Annotated in this window: 14 protein-coding genes; 13 read left to right on the forward strand and 1 reads right to left on the reverse strand. The window is 65.6% G+C overall.

Features of this window, described 5'->3' with window-relative positions:
• The first annotated feature begins 25 nt into the window (after window positions 1-25).
• Genes ACP7B7_RS01090 through tssA form a run of 8 tightly spaced genes read left to right on the forward strand, consistent with a single transcriptional unit; the run spans window position 26 to window position 11,528 of the window.
• Window positions 26-1,294: a dicarboxylate/amino acid:cation symporter gene (locus ACP7B7_RS01090; RefSeq protein WP_374694301.1), complete on the forward strand. Its 1,269-nt coding sequence runs from the start codon at window positions 26-28 to the stop codon at window positions 1,292-1,294.
• Between the two features lie 7 nt (window positions 1,295-1,301).
• A complete protein-coding gene (locus tag ACP7B7_RS01095; protein ID WP_426075483.1) occupies window positions 1,302-2,732 on the forward strand; it encodes a cation:dicarboxylate symporter family transporter in 1,431 nt (476 codons plus the stop codon).
• A gap of 23 nt (window positions 2,733-2,755) precedes the next feature.
• Complete coding sequence (locus ACP7B7_RS01100) at window positions 2,756-3,292, forward strand: hypothetical protein (RefSeq protein WP_426075484.1); 537 nt, start codon at window positions 2,756-2,758, stop codon at window positions 3,290-3,292.
• A gap of 29 nt (window positions 3,293-3,321) precedes the next feature.
• On the forward strand, window positions 3,322-4,656 hold the full coding sequence (tssK, locus tag ACP7B7_RS01105; protein ID WP_308925029.1) for a type VI secretion system baseplate subunit TssK: 1,335 nt from the start codon (window positions 3,322-3,324) through the stop codon (window positions 4,654-4,656).
• 4 nt (window positions 4,657-4,660) lie between these two features.
• Window positions 4,661-5,434: a DotU family type IV/VI secretion system protein gene (locus tag ACP7B7_RS01110; RefSeq protein ID WP_308925030.1), complete on the forward strand. Its 774-nt coding sequence runs from the start codon at window positions 4,661-4,663 to the stop codon at window positions 5,432-5,434.
• A gap of 21 nt (window positions 5,435-5,455) precedes the next feature.
• Window positions 5,456-9,613: a type VI secretion protein IcmF/TssM N-terminal domain-containing protein gene (locus tag ACP7B7_RS01115; RefSeq protein ID WP_426075485.1), complete on the forward strand. Its 4,158-nt coding sequence runs from the start codon at window positions 5,456-5,458 to the stop codon at window positions 9,611-9,613.
• 46 nt (window positions 9,614-9,659) lie between these two features.
• Window positions 9,660-10,286 carry a formyltransferase family protein gene (locus ACP7B7_RS01120; RefSeq protein WP_426075486.1) on the forward strand — a complete coding sequence of 209 codons (627 nt, stop codon included), beginning with the start codon at window positions 9,660-9,662 and terminating at the stop codon, window positions 10,284-10,286.
• Between the two features lie 12 nt (window positions 10,287-10,298).
• Window positions 10,299-11,528 (forward strand): type VI secretion system protein TssA, encoded by a 1,230-nt coding sequence (tssA, locus tag ACP7B7_RS01125; RefSeq protein WP_426075487.1) that lies wholly within the window; start codon window positions 10,299-10,301, stop codon window positions 11,526-11,528.
• A 15-nt stretch (window positions 11,529-11,543) separates the two neighbouring features.
• On the opposite strand, the gene ACP7B7_RS01130 is transcribed toward tssA, so the two are convergent.
• Complete coding sequence (locus ACP7B7_RS01130; RefSeq protein WP_426075488.1) at window positions 11,544-12,953, reverse strand: FAD-binding oxidoreductase; 1,410 nt, start codon at window positions 12,951-12,953, stop codon at window positions 11,544-11,546.
• Window positions 12,954-13,132: 179 nt separating this feature from the next.
• Here ACP7B7_RS01130 and ACP7B7_RS01135 point away from each other — a divergent pair, with 179 nt between their 5' ends.
• The 5 genes from ACP7B7_RS01135 to ACP7B7_RS01155 all read left to right on the forward strand — a co-directional run bounded on the left by ACP7B7_RS01135 (window position 13,133) and on the right by ACP7B7_RS01155 (window position 18,564).
• Complete coding sequence (locus ACP7B7_RS01135; RefSeq protein WP_426075489.1) at window positions 13,133-14,023, forward strand: ChaN family lipoprotein; 891 nt, start codon at window positions 13,133-13,135, stop codon at window positions 14,021-14,023.
• Window positions 14,024-14,301: 278 nt separating this feature from the next.
• Complete coding sequence (gene exbB, locus ACP7B7_RS01140) at window positions 14,302-15,057, forward strand: tonB-system energizer ExbB (RefSeq protein WP_308925036.1); 756 nt, start codon at window positions 14,302-14,304, stop codon at window positions 15,055-15,057.
• Window positions 15,058-15,060: 3 nt separating this feature from the next.
• Window positions 15,061-15,486 carry a TonB system transport protein ExbD gene (gene exbD, locus ACP7B7_RS01145; RefSeq protein WP_308925037.1) on the forward strand — a complete coding sequence of 142 codons (426 nt, stop codon included), beginning with the start codon at window positions 15,061-15,063 and terminating at the stop codon, window positions 15,484-15,486.
• Entirely contained in the window at window positions 15,483-16,277 is a 795-nt protein-coding gene (locus ACP7B7_RS01150) for an energy transducer TonB family protein (protein ID WP_308925038.1), read from the forward strand. The genes exbD and ACP7B7_RS01150 overlap by 4 nt, the downstream gene beginning before the upstream one ends.
• A gap of 31 nt (window positions 16,278-16,308) precedes the next feature.
• Window positions 16,309-18,564, forward strand: a complete 2,256-nt coding sequence (locus tag ACP7B7_RS01155; protein ID WP_308925039.1) for a TonB-dependent receptor domain-containing protein — start codon at window positions 16,309-16,311, stop codon at window positions 18,562-18,564.
• The last annotated feature ends 47 nt before the right edge of the window (window positions 18,565-18,611 follow it).

Consider the following 18,611-nt stretch of genomic DNA (forward strand, 5'->3'; position numbering starts at 1 on the left):
CGCACCCATGGATATTCCCGTGACCATGCGGCGTTACCAGAAATGGGCGCTCAATCCCCTGACCGTGCTGGCCTGCGTGCTGGCCGGCGGCCTTGCCGGCTGGGCCTTGCCGGGCCCGTCCAGAATGCTGGGCCTGGTCGGCGTGGTGTATGTCGACCTGCTGAAGATGATCGTGCTGCCGTTCATGATTTCGGCTGTCATTTTCAGCCTGCAAAGCCTGTACCGCGAAGGCGGCGCCAGCCGCATCCTGCAGCGCGTGGTGGTGGTGTTCCTGGCCGCGTCGCTGCTGACGGCGGCGCTGTCGGTGGCCACCGGGCTGCTGGTCAGCCCCGGCGGCGAGATGCCGGCCGAGACGCGCGCCGCGCTGGGCAAGATCGTCAGCGCCGACGGCGACAGCAGCAATGCCAGCATGTCGCTGCGCAGCATGGACGAGCCGGTGTACGCCAGCAGCGTGCAGGATGTGCTGCAGTCGCTGATTCCGCAAAATATCTTCGCCTCGCTGGCGAATGGCGAAACCCTGAAGGCGCTGGTGTTCGCGCTGCTGTTCGGGCTGGCGGCGGGCAGGGTGCCGAACCGCATTTCCACAGGTCTGAACGAGGCGCTGGAAACCATCTACCTGGCCTGCCAGACCCTGACGCGCTGGGTCAACCTGCCGGTGCCGCTGATCCTGTTCTGCATGGCGGCCAGCCAGGTGGCCGAGTCCGGCCTGCAGCCGCTGCGCGCGATGGCCGGCTTCGTCTTCGTGTTCCTGTTCATCTGTGTGCTGCTGCTGGCGCTGGCGATGTCGGTCATCAGCCGCCGCGCCGTGGTGCCGTATGCGGTGGTGCTGAAAGCCATGCGCGAGCCGTTCGCGCTCAGCGTGGCCACCAACAACAGCGCCACCTGCATGCCGGCGATGGTCGACGCGCTGGCGCGCCAGCTGCAGTTTGCCCGCTCGCGCGTCGAACTGCTGGTGCCGCTGAGTATTTCACTGCTGCGCGTCGGCGCCATCGCCTATTTCGTCTGCGCCACCCTGTTCATCGCCGCCCTGTACGGCCGCACGCTGTCGCCGTACGACCTGTGCATGCTGGCGCTGGTGTCGGTGCTGTCGGGTTTTGCCGCCGCCGGCATGAGCGGCATCGTCACGGTGTCGCTGGTGGGCACCATCTGCGCCTATCTGTCGCTGCCGTTCGAGGCGGCCTTCGTGCTGCTGGCGGCGGTCGATCCGATCTGCTCAATGGCGCGCACGGCCGTTACCGTCATCGGCAGCTGCGCCTCGGTGGCGGCGATCTGCGCCCAGCCCGTCAAACTCTAGGCCGCCCATGTTTCCCATGCCTTCCGCCATCAAGCCGACCACCATCCAGATCGGCGAAATCGTCCGCCATCCGGTCGTCATGCTGGGCATGGTACTGCTGGGTGGCACGCTGGGCGCATTGACGCCGGGCAGCGCGCCGTGGCTGTCGGCCTTGTCGACGCTGTACCTGTCGCTGATCCAGATGGCCGCCTTTCCCTTCGTCATCCTGGCCGTGTATTTTGGCGTGCAGCGCCTGCCCAGCGTGCCGGATGCCGGCAAGCTGCTGCTGCGTTTGGTGCTGATGGCCTTGCTGGCCATGCTGCTGTGCACGGTGATCGGCGCGCTGGTGGCCGGGCTGACGTCCGCCGGCTCGCACCTGTCGGCGGCGCAGGTGGCCGAACTGGGCAAGCTGGCGCTCGATTCCGAACCGGGCTTTGCGATGGCGATGCGGGGCCGCGAAGCCGAGGTCGCCGCCTGGAACGTATCGGCGCTGGTGCCGGACAATCTGTTCGGCGTGCTGGCCTATGGCCCGGCGCCGGCGGTGCTGGTCGGCGTGCTGTGCTTCGGCGCGGCGGTGGCGGTGCAGGCGCCAGCGCGCGCGAATGCCCTCGGCGCCATCTTCGAAGGCATCTACCGCGCGCTCGAATCGCTGGTGCACCGTTTCAACACCTTGCTGCCGCTGGCGGCCTTCGTGCTGGCCGGCGCGGCCACCGCCACCGCCGGCATGGAAACCATCTTGCTGCTGGGTGGCTTCCTGCTCGCCTTTTTGGCCGCCGCGCTGCTGGTGTGCGCGATGGCGCTGGGCGTGATCTGCTGGCGCCTGAAAAAAGCGCCGTGGCCGGTGCTGCTGGCGCTGCGCGAGCCGATCACGGTCTGCCTGTTTTCGCCGGTGGCCACCGCCGCCGTGCCCGGCTTTATCCAGGTCATGAGCGGCCAGCTCGGTTTCAACCGCGCCCTGGTGGAGCTGTGCACACCGATCGCGCCGGTCTTCCTGAAGGCCGGCGAGGCGATGTATTTCTCGATGCTGGCGATCTTCATCGCCAATCTTTACCATCACCCGCTGGCCGCCGCCGATGTGGCCCTGATCTGCGTGCTGTCGTGGACCGCCGCGCTGTGGTCGGTGGGCATACCCGGCGTCAAGTCGCTGGTGCTGGGCACCTTCGTAATGGCTTCGCTGGGCCTGCCGCTGGAGGCCGTCTTGCCGGTGTTTTTGCTGGTCGAGGTGTTGTGCGAAGGACCGCGCAACCTGCTTTCCCTGCTGATATCGTCAGCCTTGATTGCACTGGTTGCGGATGGTCTGTATATTAACTTCGGGCAAGTTTCAGAGGCATGGCAACCGGCGACGCTGAAGCTGGTGTTCAGCCGCAAACAGATGATGCTGTTTTTTGTATTGGCGTCGATTGCGCTGGCAGGCGTGTTCTGCGCAGGCGTCGGCTTTGGGCTGTATGCGGCTTCCTGATGACTTTTTTTGATCGAACAACTATGACATGGAACTCCCGCCCGAACGTGCCACCGGCGCCGATGCGCCGCGGCGTGCTGATGTTGATGCTGGCCGGCGTGCTGAACGGCTGCGGCGTGGTCTCCGGCGCCGGCGCCCTGCTGGGACTCGGTCCCAAGCCGGTCGAGCCGGACTGGAAGACCCTGGCCCTGCAGGCGTCCGACGACGCCAATGACAACAGCGCGCTGGCGGTGGACGTGGTGCTGGTGCGCGATACCGCCGTGCTCGAATCCTTGCTGACGATGCCGGCATCCAAGTGGTTCGCCACCCGCGCCGATGTGCGCCGCAGTTTTCCCGATGCGCTGACCGTGTATTCCTATGAAATCGTGCCGTCGCAAAGCATCAAGCTCAACGACAAGTTGTGGCGTTCGGAAAAGGGCTGGGCGGCGCTGGTGTACGCCAGTTACGCCACCCCGGGCGAACACCGCGCCAGGCTGCTGCTGTCCGCTTCCGGCTATGTGGTGCGGCTTGGCGCGCAGGGCTTCGAAGCGGGCGAAATCAGGCCCGGCGCGGCGCAATAGCAGATACAGCAGATGATGAAACGACCACAATGATTCCAACTCAACTTTTGAACCGCATCCAATGGCATGAAGGCATGCTGTTGACACCGCAGCACTTCCAGCAGGAAGGCGCGCGCATCGACACTTTGCTGGCCTGGCAAACCGTGGCCACCAATCCTTACGGCTGGGGCGTGCGCGAGCTGGTGATCGACGAGGCGCGCCTCAGCACCGGCACCGTCAGCGTGCTGCGGCTGGAAGCGATTTTGCCGAACGGCATGGCCGTCAGCTACGACGCCAGCACCGCGCAGGTACGCGACATGGAACTGAAGCTGGAGCTGGCGCCATGGGACGGCGAGATGACGCAGCGCGATGTCGACGTCTACCTGGTGCTGGGTAATACGCGCTCGCTGCGCCAGCCGGGCCAGCCGGCGATGTTCCGTGGCATCGAGAGCGCGCCGGTGGAGGATGAAGTGTCCGAGGCGCTGCCGGCCACCGTGCCGCGCATGGCCGTCAACCTGGCGCTGATGGCCGACGCGCTGCCGTCGTTCGGCTACGCCAGCCTGCGCCTGATGACCGTCAACAAGGTCAACGAGATCGTGCGCCGTGGCGCCTTTTTGCCGGCCATGCTGCAAGTGCCGGCCGAGGCGCCGATCCTGAAACGCGCGCGCGAACTGGCCACGCAGATGCGCAGCAAGGCGCTGTTCCTGGCGCGCCAGACCGCGCAGCCGTCGTCGCGCACCGAAGACCGGCTGAACCTGCTGGAGCAGAAGTCGCGCCTGGCCAGCCTGATTCTCAATTTGCCCCTGCTCGAAGCCGTCTCCTCGTGCCCGGTGGTGCAGCCGCTGCCGCTGTACCTGGCGCTGTGCGCCCAGCTTGGCGCGCTGACCACCTTGCGGCCCGGCGCCGTGCCGCTGATGCCGCCGGCCTACGACCATGGCGACAGCGCGGCGATGTTCGATACCGTGCTGACGGCCTTGTCCAGCCTGGTCGCCGAAGTGAGCCAGGAATGGAAGACCTGCACCTTCGAATTCGACGGCAAGGTGTTTGCGCTCGACGTGCAGCCGGAATGGCTGGCCGGCAGCCGCATCGTGGTCGGCTTGCGCGGCCGGCCGGAAAGCGAGGCGATGCAATGGATGCGCGGCGCGGCGATCGGCTCGAAAACCGTGTGGACCTCGCTGACGGACCGCAGGGTCAGCGGCGCGGCGCGCATGAAGATCGATGTCGCCGAAGAGCTGGGCCTGCGCGCCAGCAGCGGCTACACCCTGTTCAGCATCGAGTTGTCCGAGCAATTCATCGTGCCTGACCAGCCCCTGCTGATCAGCAATCCCAATGAAAGCCTGCTGGCCCAGCGCCCGCAGGAAGTGGTGTTGTTCATAAAAGGATGAGTGCGTGAGCAAATCAACCAGTCCGGCCAATACCCTGTCGACGGGCAATACATGGAGCGGCGCCAATACCGAAGGCGTCGACCTGGCGTCGGTGCAGTTCCGCGATTTCTACGAAGTGCTGGCGCGCGCCGCGCAGGCCGTCACGCGGCTGACCGAAGGCGAAGCCAAGCCGGCCGCCGAAGCGCTCAGCCGCCAGCTGTGCCAGATGATCGAGCTGCAGACGCTCGAAGCGCGCCGCATCGGCGGCCATGCGGGCATCGAAGCCGAGGTGCAGGGCCGCTTCCTGAAGGCGGCGCTGGCCGACGAAGTGCTGCTCAATACCGAATGGGTCGGGCGCACCTACTGGCGCCATGTGCTGGTCGAGGCGACCCTGTACAAATCGAGCTTTGCCGGCGAACGGGTGTTCGACGACCTGGACCAGCTGCTGCGCGACCGCGAAGCATCGCGCCGCAACCTGGGGCGGCTGTACCTGTATCTGCTGTCGCTCGGTTTCCAGGGCCGCTACCGCGGCCAGCCGCAGGACAAGATCGCCGAGTACCGGCGTGAATTGTTCCAGTTCGTGTACCAGCGCCCGGCCGACCTGCAGGGGCGCGACCGCACCCTGTCGGAACAGGCTTACGCCAATACCCTGGCGCACCTGACGGCGGGCCGGCTGCCGCGCTTCAGCCGGCTGGGCCTGATCGCGGTGGTGGGATTCCTGGCCTTGCTGGGCATTTCCGAGTTGTTGTGGTTGTGGCTGTCGTGGCCCGTACGCACCGCCCTGGCGGTATCCTTATGATCGGCCTGCGGGGACCTCATCGTGTTTAGTTTTTTATCGGATAAGATAGCCATTGTCACTCTGCTGGGCCTGACCTTGCTGGTATTGCTGCTGCTGGCGGTGGTGGTATGGGCGGCCATGAAGGGCGCGCAGCAGGCCGACAAGCCGGCCGCCGAACAGCCGCGCCTGCTCAGCGCCGATTCGCTCAAGCAGTCGTTCCGCGTGGCGGTCGAGCTGATTGAAAACAATATCGCGGCGCGCGCGGAACGCTACAACCTGAGCTGGACCCTGGTCCTGAACGAGGGCAAGCAGGGCCGCGAATTGCCGCTGGTGCAGTCCGGCCTGCAAAGCGCGCTCAGCGCCGACAGCACCCTGGCCGCGCGCGGCCAGGGCATCAACTGGAATTTCTTCGACCAGGGCGTGGCGATCCAGCTGCAGTCGGAATACCTGGGCTCGCCCGATGGCGAAGGCCCGGGCGGCAACAATACCTGGGACGACTTCCTCGGGCTGTGCCGCAACTACCGTCCCGACCGGCCGTTCGACGCCATCGTGCTGGCGATCCCGGCCGCCGCCTTCTTCGATACCGACGGCCAGGCCCACCTCGACCTGATCGCGCGCGCCAAGGCCATCCACCGCCGCCTGTGGCTGGCGCAAAACCGGCTGGCGCTGCGCTTCCCGATCTATATCGCCATCGCCGACTGTGAAACCATACCCGGCTTCGCCCGTTTTGCCGCCGCGCTGCCCGAACCGCTGCGCCGCTCGATGCTGGGCTGGTCGTCGCCGTATGAATTGTCGGCGCCGTTCCAGGCGCAATGGGTCGACCACGCCATGAACGACATCGTGCGCAGCCTGTCGAACAGCGGCGCCGAACTGTGCGCGCTGGAGCCGGCCGGTTCCGACAGCAGCGCCTACTTTTTGCTGCCGACCCAGGTCGAACGCCTGCGCACCGGCCTGAAGCTGTTTGCCGAAGAACTGATGCGGCCGAGCGCCTATCACGAGCCGTTTTTGCTGCGTGGAATTTATCTGACGGGCGACTGCAGCGACGCCGCCGTCCTGCTGGGCAACGACAGCGATACCCAGGACCCGCTGGCCTCGCTGGCCTACGCCATGCCGGCAGCGCCGGAGCCGATCCCGGCGCCGGGCGACGAGCTGGCCTGGAACGGCAGCGGCGCCATCGCCAGCGCCGCGCCGGCCCTGCAGGCGGACCAGCTCAATGCGATGCCGGCCTTCTTGCGCGATATCTTCGAACGCAAGATCTTTGCCGAGGCCGGGCTGTTGCGCTCGTCCTCGTCGCAGCGCATGCGCCGTCCGGCCATGAACCGCGTGCTGCGCTGGTGCCTGGTGGGCGTGCCGGTGGTATGGGTGATCGGCATGGGCATCGGCGCGACCAGGCTGCATTACCTGGCGCGCGACGTGGTCGGCTACCTGCACAATATGGACGCCAACGCGGGCAACCTGGCCGGTAACCGCCAGGTGTTCGACCTGGCGCAGAACCGCCAGCACGCGCTCGACGCGCTGCTCAATATCGAACGCATGGGCGCGGCCCACATGGGCTCGCTGGCCATGCCCGGCTCCTGGCCCTGGTTCGACGGCCTGCATGACCGGCTGCAATGGCGCATGGAAAAAGGCTTTGCCGACAATGCCTTCGACCCCTTGCGCCGCGCCGCGTATGCGCGCGTCAGCGAGCTGACCGGGGTGCCGCTGGACCCGGTCTCGGGCAGCCTGATCATCGGCGCGCAATGCACCTTGCCGGCCCGCTGGCACCAGAACACGGGCGCCGTGACGAACGCCCTGAATGTCGAGGACCTGCCCGAATTCGGCGCCACGCTGGACTATATGGCGCGCCTGGAACAGCTGGAAAAACTGCTGCAGGCGATGATGCGGCTCAAGTCGCCCAGTTCCGGGCCGGCTTCGGGCGACGACCTGGCGCTGGTGGTGCGCATGGTGTTCGGTTTCGAACTGAGCGGCAATCCGGCGCGCACCGCGGCGCTGTTCCGCCAGGTCTCGCAAAACATGGCCTCGCTGTCGATGGAGCCGCTGCAGGAAGCGGCCGCCTGCTCGATGCGCCTGGCCATGAAGAGCACCACTCGCCGCCTGTTTGTCGACAACGGCTTGCTGCGGGCCGAGCAGGCCATCGGCGCCGGCTCGATGGAACTGGTCGACGCCAGCACCAAAATCGCCGATCCGGCCGCCACCTTGCTGGTCTGGCAAAACCTGCGCACCGCCCTGCGCTCGCAGGAAACCTATCTGGTGGCCGGCAAGGGCGCCTGGATGCACAGCAACGCGCTGGCGCTGGGGCCGGCCTGGGACAGCCTGCTGCAGCGCATGGAATCGCTGACCTTGCTGGGCAAGGGGCCGGCCGACGACGCGCGCAAGCAGGCCGAACAGGGCTTCATGCAGTTTACCTCGGCCTGGGATGCGACCCTGGAATCGGACCGCTTGATCCAGGGCCTCAGTTCGGGCCTGGAATGGTCCGACAGCAACGCCAAGTGGGCTTTCGCGCCGGACCGCAAGGCCTTGCTCGACGCCTTGAACAACCTGCTGTCGCAGCCCTACATGAAGTTCAATACGCAGATCCGCTTCCCCGACGTGCCACCGGGCGCCACCGTCAGCTGGGACCAGGCGCGGCTGGAGCAGGTGCTGGCGCTGGGCGAGGCGCGCAAGCGTTTCCAGACCGAATTGCTGCCCAAGTTCCCGGTGGCACTGCACGGTGCCGCCGCGGCGTTCGCCGATGCGGGCCTGGTGGAAACGGCGCGCGACCTGATCTCGCAGGCGTATTTCGTCTCGCCGCGTGAGCTGCAGGCGCCGGCCAGCGAACTCGACCGCGGCCGCGCGCTGCGCATGCGGGCCTGGCTGCAGGACGTCGGCGCCATCGATACGGCCGATACCCTGAGCCGCATCCTGGCCACCGATGCGCTGTCGCGGCTGCAACTGCTCGACGACACCCTGACGCGGGCCCAGGTCTACGTGCCGCGCGACCGCGCCTTCCGCGACTGGAACGGCGAAAAAGCGCCGCTGCTGCACGCCTTTGGCGCCAGCGATCCGGCTGGCCTGAACGCCTATGTGGCGCAACAGCAATCGTTTATCGAAGCGATCCACAAGGACGCCGAAGCGCTGCTGCTGCAACTGGGCGGCGCCCACGCGGGCAATCCGCTGGTGGCGCGCTGGCAGGCCAGCGTGGCCGACCTGAGCCGCTACCGGCTGCGCAGCCCGACCAGCAGCCTGATGTCGCTGGAGCAATTCGTGCTGAGCGGTTCGTCCGAGCTGGAGTTCGGCAATTGTCTCGACAAGCTGCCGCGCGGCGCGGCCCAGCGGCGTGGCGTCGACCTGTTTTCCGAGCGCTTGCAACTGCTGCAATCGGGCTTGTATGCGCGCTGCCGCGAATTGACGGTAAAGGGCTACCAGGATGCCTGGAACAATTTTGCCGACGCCTTCAACCGCGACCTGGCCAACCGCGCGCCGTTCCGCGCCCCCGGCGCCGACAGCGCGGCCAAGGGCGGCGGCGAACGCACGCCGGCGGCCGTCGACGATGTCGTCGCCACCTTGAAATTGTTCGACCGCGCGCGCGCCCTGGCGCCGTCGTCCGAGCGCGATACGGCGCGTCCATCGGCGCCGCAGGAGGTGCGCAGATCCGACGAGCAACTGCAGAAAGTGCGCGATTTCCTGGCCCCCCTGTACCAGGGCGAGGAAGGCCAGCCTGGCGGCATGGATGTCAGTGTCGACTTCCGCGCCAATACCGCCGCCGAAGTCGACGGCAACAAGATCATCGACTGGGCCATCACCATCGGCGGCCAGACGCTGCGCCAGCGCGACACGCCGCGCCCGCTGCGCTGGGAACCGGGCATGGCGGTGGCGCTGACCTTGCGCGTGGCCCAGGATGGCCCGGTGATGCCGAAGGCCGAGCCCGGGCACCCGGGCATGAGCGTCGAGGAACGCACCGTCAGCTACCGCTTCAACGATGCCTGGGCGCTGCTGAGTTTCGTGTCTGCCTACCGCGAAGCGGGCGCGCCGTCATCGTCGGCTTCGCGTTCGCAACTGCTGCGCTTCGAGTTTCCGATGACGGCCGTCAGCGACAGCGCCCGTATCGCCACCCGCGATACGCGCGCCAGGGTCTTTATCCGGGTCAGCGTCAGCCCGCCGGGCAAGCGCGCGCCGCTGGCCTGGCCCGGCGTTTTCCCGGCCAGGGTGACGGCGTGGTAAACCATTTCATGATTTGCACTCTTTCCATCTTAAGGACGTATCATCTATGACGGACGAAATACGCATTGCCGTTTTCGGCAGTTTTCACCGCGGCTTTCACGTCTTGAGCGAGTTGCTCAAGGGACCGCTGGCCAGCAAGGTGCGCGTGGTTGGCGTGGCCACCGACGATGTACAGTCCGGCCACATCAGCCGCGACCGGCGCGTGTGGGCGTATCCGCATGCGCGCGAGGAAGAAACCATGGTCGAGGAACTGGCGGCGGCGCACGGCTTGCTCGCCTACAAGGGCAGGGTCAAGACGCCCGAGTTCTATCATATGTATGAACAGGAATGGCGGCCCGACGTGTGCATCGCCGCCACCTTCGGCCAACGCATCGACGCTCGCCTGTTCGGCTTTCCCTCGCTCGGCTTCTACAACCTGCATCCCTGCATCGACGATGGCTGGCCTTCGCACTATGCGGGGCCGAACCCGTTCAAGGCCTTGCTCGACGATAAGTCGGACCATGTCTCGATCGCGCTGCACGAAGTCGATGATGGTTTTGACACGGGCAGGCTGCTGGGCCTGTCGGAAAAAATCTATTTCCCGCCTGGCGCGACGGTGGTCGATCTGCACCGCCTGTCGTCGCCGATCGCCGCCAAGTTCTTTGCCAGCGAACTGAACAAGATGCTCGGCTAGGCGCGACCCACCATGGCGACACCGAAAAGCAGTATCAGCAGCAATTTGCGCAACTTGTACGACAAGGCGCGCCTGCTCATTACCGAGGAGCGCGACCCCGCTTTCCCGACACCGATGGCCCCTATGAATCCTCCCAGCTTGCCGATACCGATTTCCCTGATGAGCCATGCGCACCAGGATCAATTGGACATGTTGCTCCAGCCTCTCAGCGAAGAGCTGCCTTGCGGGCCGGCGCTGCGCTACGATCCGATCTTCACCGAGATCCGGCTGCTGCGCGAAGAGGATGATCCCAGCTTGCCGATGGGTAACTGGGAACGCCCGCTGAAACGGGCCGACTGGCCCCTGATCGAAGCGCGCTGCGTGACGATGCTGAGCACCCGCTCCAAGGATTTGCAGATCGCCGCCTGGCTGCTCGAAGCGTGGGTGCGCCAGGGCGGTTTCGACGGCCTGTACCGGGGCCTGAGCCTGATCGACCGGCTGGTGCGGCAACTGTGGGAGCCGCTGCACCCGATGATCGAGGACAATGACGAGGACGCCCGCATCGCGCCGCTCGAGTGGCTCAACGCGTCGCTGTCGGCCACCTTGCGCCTGCATGTGCCGCTGCTGAAGATGGCCGGGCGCAAGCCGCCCGTGCTGACCCTGATCGACTGGGAACGGCTGATCGCGGTGGAACTGGCCGGCCCCGGCCACACCACCGACAAGCCCGGTGGCGGCGACGACGCGCCGCTGACGCGCGCCGACGTGGTGGCGTATGCGCACCAGCGGCTGGGGCGCGAGATGGCGCTCAAGCGCGAGATCATCAAGCGCTGCCTGAATTGCCTGGAAACCATGATGGCCTTTGTCGAGATACAGCTGGGCTCGCGTTCGCCCAACCTGTCCAAGCTGAAGGGCACGCTGGTGGCGTATGAACGGGTGATGGCGCAATTGATCGTGGAACCAACAGAGGATGACATCATGCCGCAAGACAGCGACAGTGTAGACTTGCCGCCCTTGGGCGAGGTGGCCGAAAGCGTGCCGGCCAAGGTTGCCAGTTCGGGCTGGAAGAACCGCAAGGAAGCGTATGCCACGCTGGAGTCGCTGGCCGATTACCTGAGCGCGGTGGAGCCGCACAGCCCGACGCCGTATCTGCTGCGGCGCGCCGTCAAATGGGGCAGCATGCCGCTGCCCGAATTGATGGCGGAAATCATCCGCGAAGAGGGCGATTTGAATCGCTTGGCGAATGTGCTGGGCCTGAAGGAGTAGTTACCGGCGGATGGGCTACCAGCTGATAATTTTGCCCGGATTCATGATGTTGTTCGGATCGAGGGCATGCTTGATGGCGCGCATGGTGCCGATCGCGTCCGCGCCATGTTCCTCCACCAGGAAATCCATCTTGTGCATGCCCACGCCGTGCTCGCCGGTGCAGGTGCCGTCCATGCCGATCGCGCGTGTGACCATGTCGCTGTTGACCTGCTCGGCGCGCGCGATATCGGCCGGATTGCTTGGGTCGACCAGCATCTGCACATGGAAATTGCCGTCGCCGACGTGGCCGATAATGGCGTAGGTCAAGCCGGCGCGTTCGCAGTCATCCCTGGTGGCCAGGATGCATTCGGCCAGCCGTGAAATCGGCACGCAGCAATCGGTGGAAATGGCGCGGCTGCCCGGGCGCAGTTGCAGCAGCGCAAAATAGGCGTTGTGGCGCGCGGCCCACAGGCGCGAGCGCTCTTCGGGCCGGCTGGCCCATTCGAAACCGCTGGCGCCGTGTTCGGCCGCAATCTCCTGCACCAGCTGCGCCTGCTCGGCCACGCTGGCCGGCGTGCCGTGGAATTCAAACAGCAGCAGCGGTTTTTCCGGCAGCGCCAGCTTGTCGTAGGCGTTGATGGCTTTCACGCCGTTTTCGTCAAGAAACTCCACGCGCGCCACCGGCACGCCCAGCTGGATGGTCTGGATCACGGCGTTGACGGCCGAGCCCGTGCCGGGAAACGAGCAGACGGCGGCGGAAATGGCTTCCGGCAAGGGGTACAGTTTCACCGTCACTTCCGTGATGATGCCCAAGGTGCCTTCGCTGCCGACAAACAGCAGCGTCAGGTCGTAGCCGGCCGACGATTTTTTCGCCCGCGTCCCGGTCCTGATGATGCGCCCGTCGGCCGTGACGACGGTGAGCGCCAGCACGTTTTCGCGCATGGTGCCGTAGCGCACGGCATTGGTGCCCGAGGCGCGCGTGGCGGCCATGCCGCCCAGCGAGGCGTTGGCGCCCGGGTCGATCGGGAAGAACAGGCCGGTGTCGCGGATTTCCTCGTTGAGCTGCTTGCGCGTGACGCCGGCCTGCACCGTGGCCGTCAGGTCCTGGCCGTGCACGGCCACCATCGCGTTCATCTGCGACAGGTCGATGCAGACGCCGCCATGCAGGGCCAGCACATGGCCCTCCAGCGAAGTGCCGCTGCCCCAGGCGATCACCGGCACGCCGTGCGCGGCGCACAGCTTGACGGCGGCCGCCACTTCCTCGGTGGAATGGGCAAAGATCACGGCGTCGGGCAGCATGGCATCGTAGCGTGATTCGTCGCGCCCATGGTGCTCGCGCATCGCCTGCGTGGTGCTGTAGCGGTCGGCGAAGATCAGGGCCAGTACGGCAGCCAGCGTTTCGGGTAGTGGCCGTTTCAGGGCCGCCAGTTGGTCGGTGTGCGTCACGTGTGTCCTCCGTTATTTTCCTGATTTTACTCCCAGGCCGCCTTGCCCCTGAGGTCGGTTTTTTTGCCAGCTGTAAAAAAAATTGCTGTAACGTATTGTTTCAATTGTAAATGAGAATCATTTCCAATAGAATGATGCCGGTTATTGTTGTTGCATGTCATTTTTTTGAAAGCTGATCGATGAAATTATCTGTTTTCCTGCTGTTGGGCGGTGCGCTGGTCTTGAGCGCTTGCGGCGCCCTTGCTCCTGCCGCTGGCGGCGCCGACGCGGTTGTCTTCGCGCAAGCGCCACATCCTGCCGGCGATATCATCGACTTGCGCAGCGGCCAGCGCATCGACGCCGGCCAGCTGCTGGCGCAACTGGCGGCCGCGCCGCGCGTGATCGTCGGCGAGCAGCACGACCAACTGAGCCACCACCGGATCGAGCAATGGCTGGCGCTGCAGCTGCAGGGCCAGCGTCCGCAAGGCAGCGTGCTGCTGGAAATGCTGAACCCGGATCAGCAGGCGAAGGTGGACAAGGTCCAGCCCTGGCTGCGGACGGACCCGGTGGTGCGTCCCGAGCATGTGGCCGAACTGCTGGCCTGGCAACCGGGCTGGCAGTGGCGGCAATATGGCGAGCTGGTCATGACGGTGATGCGCGCGCCGTACCCGGTCTGGTCTGCCAACCTGGACCGCAGTGAAATCAAGCAGCTGTTTGTCGACCGGCCTGGCGTGCAGGGCAAGTATTCCAACCTGGCCAACGATGCCAAAGTGCACGCCAGGCTCCAGGACCTCATCCGCGTCATGCACGACAACCAGATCGATGCGCCGCGTCTTGCCGCCATGCTGTCGGTGCAGCAGCAGCGCGACCGCCGCATGGCCGAGCGCCTGCTGGCCGCGCCCGCGCCGGCCCTGCTGATCGCCGGCGCCTACCATGCGGCCAAGGATGTGGGCGTGCCGCTGCATGTGCGGGACCTGACGGGCGGCCCCGCGCCGCTGGTGCTGATCCTGGCGCAACAGGGCGCCACAGTGACGCGCGAGCAGGCCGATTTCGCGTGGTTCACGCCAGCGTCCGCCGCCGACGTACAGTAAGAGCCTATCCCAGTAGTGAGCGTCTTCTGCTTGCAGCTCATCAGGAGCGCGGACAAGGCGCGAGGAGGCCGCATGGCGAGCCATGCAACGACGAGCAACGCAGTCCCCGCTTCTGAGGGGCGCCAGCAGGGGGCGTATTCATCTACTGGGATAGGCTCTAAGTATTTCCCATCCCCCCCAGCAAGCTCTTCCAGCAGCCAGGCAGTCCCTTCGATTTTTTTTGCATGCGCATGCGCCGCCGCAGGCGCAGCCATGCCCGCTGACCTGGTAAAACCCTGATGACTGTTGCTGCTTCCCTCACTTCCCTGACACCCGCCGCGCGCGCCGCCGCCTTGTCCCATGATATGTCGCCCTTCGGCATGTTCCTTGCCGCCGACCAGGTGGTCAAGAGCGTGTTGCTTTGTTTGCTGCTCGCGGCATTGGCCGCCTGGGTGATCTTGCTGGTCAAGGGGGCCAGCCTGCTCAAGGCGCGGCGCGAAGCGGCCCAGGCCGTTGCCTTGCTCAGGACGGCAATTTCATTGCCGGACGCAACCCGGAAGCTGGCCAGCGCGGCGCCGCTGGCACGGCTGCTGCTCGATGACGTGCGGCAGGAACTGGCGCTGTCGCACGCCGATGCGCCGGTGGCGGCCCTGAAGGAGCGGGTGGGATTTCGTCAGGAGCAGTTGCTTGCCGATACCGTGCGCGCCATGGGGCAAGGCCTCGGCGTGCTGGCCAGTATCGGCGCCGTCGCCCCGTTCGTCGGTTTGTTCGGCACCGTGTGGGGCATCATGAACAGCTTTATCGGCATTGCCGCCAGCCAGAGCACCAACCTGGCGACGGTGGCGCCGGGCATTGCGGAAGCCTTGCTGGCCACGGCGCTCGGGCTGGTGGCGGCGATACCGGCCGTGGTGATCTATAACCTGCTCAGCCGTGGCATCAACGGTTACAAGGCGCAATTGCGCGCCGCTTCGGCGCAGGTGCTGCTGATGCTGAGCCGCGATCTCGATGGCCGGGACGCCGCCACTGTCCGTCAATCCAGCCTCCGGCAGGCCTGAAGCATGGCCTCCCTGTTTCCTTCGCAAGCGGACGATGCGGCTGACCTGGCCGAACTGAGCGAGATCAATGTCACGCCCTTTATCGACGTGATGCTGGTGCTGCTGATTATCTTCATGGTCGTCTCGCCGCTGGCCACGGTCGACCTGAAGATCGATTTGCCGGCCGCCACCGCGCGGCCCGAACCACGCCCCGATCAGGCGCTGTTCGTGTCGCTGAAAGCCGACCGCAGCCTGTATCTGGGCGAGGCGCCGGTGGCGCGCGAGCAGCTCGGTGCGCGGCTGGACGGCGCAACCGGAGGCGACCGCCAGCGCACCGTGTTCTTCCAGGCTGACAAGCAGGCCGCTTACGAGGATGTGCTGGCGGTGATGGACGGTTTGCGCCAGGCCGGTTACCTGAAAGTGGGCCTGGTCGGCCGGGAGGGCGGGTGATTTCGCGATCGCATCAGGAGCGGCCCGTGCTGGGCTGGGGCATCGCCAGTGCGCTGGTGACGGCGCTGGCGCTGGCGCTGCTGCTGTGGCTGAGCTGGCGGCCGCAGGCGGTGGCGCCGCCATTGCCCGCAGCCAGCGTGATGGTGGTGTTTGCCGCGCAAGCGATGTCGCCGGAAACGCAGGCCAGCCAGGCGGTGGGCGCGCGCCAGTCGGCCGCCTCGCATGCGGCGCGGCCGCCTCCTGGTCCGCTTCCCGCGCCAGCGCTGCCGGTGCTGGCACGTGCCGATGCCTCGGTCATCGCGACGACCGACAAGCAGGCGAAGGCGGCCGCCAGTCCATCGCCCGACCCGGGCCAGGATGCGGCGCTGGAGGCGGCCTCGCCGGCACAGGCCAGCAGCAGCGCCGCGCCGGCGCCGGCGGCCGTGCGCGGTCCGCAGGCGGCGCCCTTCGACAGCGATACGCCAGCGAGCAGCGCCGTGCAAGCCAGCTGGCAAAGCCTGGTGCTGGGGCATCTGGCGCGCTTCAAGCGTTATCCGGGCGATGCGCGCCAGCGCCAGCGGGCAGGGCAGGCGTGGGTGCGTTTCCGGCTCGATGCGGGCGGCAAGCTGCTGTCGAGCGAGCTGCTGACGTCCTCGGGCACGGTGTTGCTCGACCGCGAAGCGCTGCAGGTGCTGGCGCGCGCCCAGCCTTTGCCGGCGCCGCCCGGCGAGGTGCTGCGGCAGGGCGTGGTGACCGTCACCTTGCCCGTGTCGTTCAAGCTGGCGGCGGGCCACCCGCCCGATGCCACATGATTTTCTAAAAACTTACCACAAGCGAGGATGCATGAAAATGAACAGGATGGCGTACGCCGTGGGCGTGTGCATGATGGTGCTCGTCCAGCAGGCGCGGGCGCAGGAAGACGACGATGGCAAGGTGGAGTTTTCCGCCTTGAATGTCTCGGGTGAGGCTGTTTCCGCAGAGCAGCAGGCGCTGGAAAAACCGGGCGCCGTCAGCGCGCGCGGCGCCGACACGCGCTTGCAGTCGGTGGACCAGATCGTGCGCAGCATGCCGGGCACGTTTACCCAGATTGATCCGGCGCAGGGCGCCGTCAGCGTGAATATCCGCGGCCTGTCGGGCCTGGGCAGGGTCAACATGATGGTCGATGGCGTGAGCCAGAACTATTACGGCAGCGCGCCGTCGGAAGTGTCGCATGGCGGCGTGCCGGGCAGCCAGTTTGGCGCCCTGATCGACCCCAACTTCATCGTTGGCGTGGATGTTTCGCGCGGCAATATCACGGGCGGCGACGGCGTCAATGCGCTGGCTGGCAGCGCCAATTTTCGTACCATCGGCGTCGACGACGTGGTGTTTGCGGGCGAAAGAACGGGCGCGCGCACGAAACTGTCGGCGGGTAACAATGGCACCGGCCGCAGCGCCATGCTGGCCGTGGCGCTGAAAAACCCGGCTTTTGATGGCGGCAGCGTGGGCTTCATGGCCGCCACCAGCGCCAGCGTGATCGGCAGCAACTACAAGAATGGCAAGGGCACGAATAGCGAGGAGTTCGGTTTCGGCTACAACCGTTACTACAAGCAAAAACCGAAGTCGCAGCTGCTCAAGCTGGACCTGACACTGAGCGACTTCCATGCGCTGGAACTGTCGGCGCGCGATTATCGCAATACCTTCACGCGCCGCGATATCCAGAGCAACGATTACTATGTGAAATACCACTACACGCCGTTTTCCGAACTGGTCGACCTGAACGTCATGGCCAGCAGCAGCCGCGGCAACCAGAAATACATGCCGGAAGCCTTGCTCAATTTCGTCAACACCAATGCGGCCAACCGCGCCGACGCGTTCGACATCCACAACACCAGCAGCTTCCGGCTGGCCGGCGGCGACGCGCTGGTGACCGTGGGCGGCAAGCTGATGCGCAACCGCTACAGCAAGCATGTGGAAAGCCTGGTTCACGACCCGGACAACCCGGACGCCAACCGGCAGTCGATCGAGTCGAATACCTTCGGCCCGTCCGGACGTCAGAGGATCGACAGCCTGTACGCCAGCATGCAGTACAACCGCGGCATCTATCAGGTCAATGCCGGCCTGAACTACACGGGTTTCGAGCTGACCGGCTACAAGCCCGCCTGCGATGTGCGTGTGAAATGCTTCCCCCAGGGCGCGGCCGATATCGCCCTGAAGGAGCATGGCATCAACCCCTCGCTGCTGTTGTCGGCCCAGTTGCATCCGTGGTTCCAGCCGTTTGCCAGCGCCGAGCGCACCATGCGCGGGCCGAATCCGCAGGAAGTATTTTTCTCCAATGATGGCGGGGCCTCGATGAATCCTTTCCTGAAGGGGGAAAAGTCGACCACCTATCAGCTGGGCTTCAATTCCAGCCTGCATGGCTTGCTCAGTGCTAACGATGCGCTGAACTTCAAGGTGCTGTATTTCAAGAGCAAGATCGACGGCTATATCACCAGCCAGTCCTTTCTTGTCTGCGAAGGCGGGCGCAAGTGCAATATCGCCGAAGTGATCGCCACCGACTGGCAAACCGTCGATCCCTACGTGACCAATATGTATATCTACATCAACTCGGCCACGCCGGTGCATACGCGCGGGCTGGAACTGGAAGCGCAATACCAGTGGGGGCCGGCCTATGCGCGGCTGTCGTATACACGCGAAAAAACCAGCCAGCCCACCTCGATCGCCAGCGCCTGGTTCGGCGCGGCCGATATCAGCGAACTGCCCAGCGTGTACTACAACCTCGACGTCGGTGCGCGCCTGCTGGACAATAAACTGGAACTGGGCGCCATCATCAAGCATACGGGCAGCAACCGCCGCCTGTCGCCGGATAACGAGGCCGATGAGGTAACGGGCGAAGTGACCAAGGTGAGCAATCCGAAGATCCCGGCCGTGATCGACCTGTATGCCAGCTACCGGCTGGGCAAAAATCTGTTGCTGCGCCTGTCGGTGCAAAATGCGATGGACAAGGATTATTCCGAAGCGCTGAACCGCATGAATTCCATGCCCTCGCAGTCGAACGACTATACGCCGATGGGCACGGCGCGCGGCAGGACCTATGTGGCGGGGCTGGAGTACCGCTTTTAAGCGCCGGCCATGAAAAAGGCCGGATCATGGGATCCGGCCCAGGGAGT

Source organism: Janthinobacterium sp. PSPC3-1 (assembly GCF_049896105.1).
Taxonomy (GTDB): domain Bacteria; phylum Pseudomonadota; class Gammaproteobacteria; order Burkholderiales; family Burkholderiaceae_D; genus Janthinobacterium.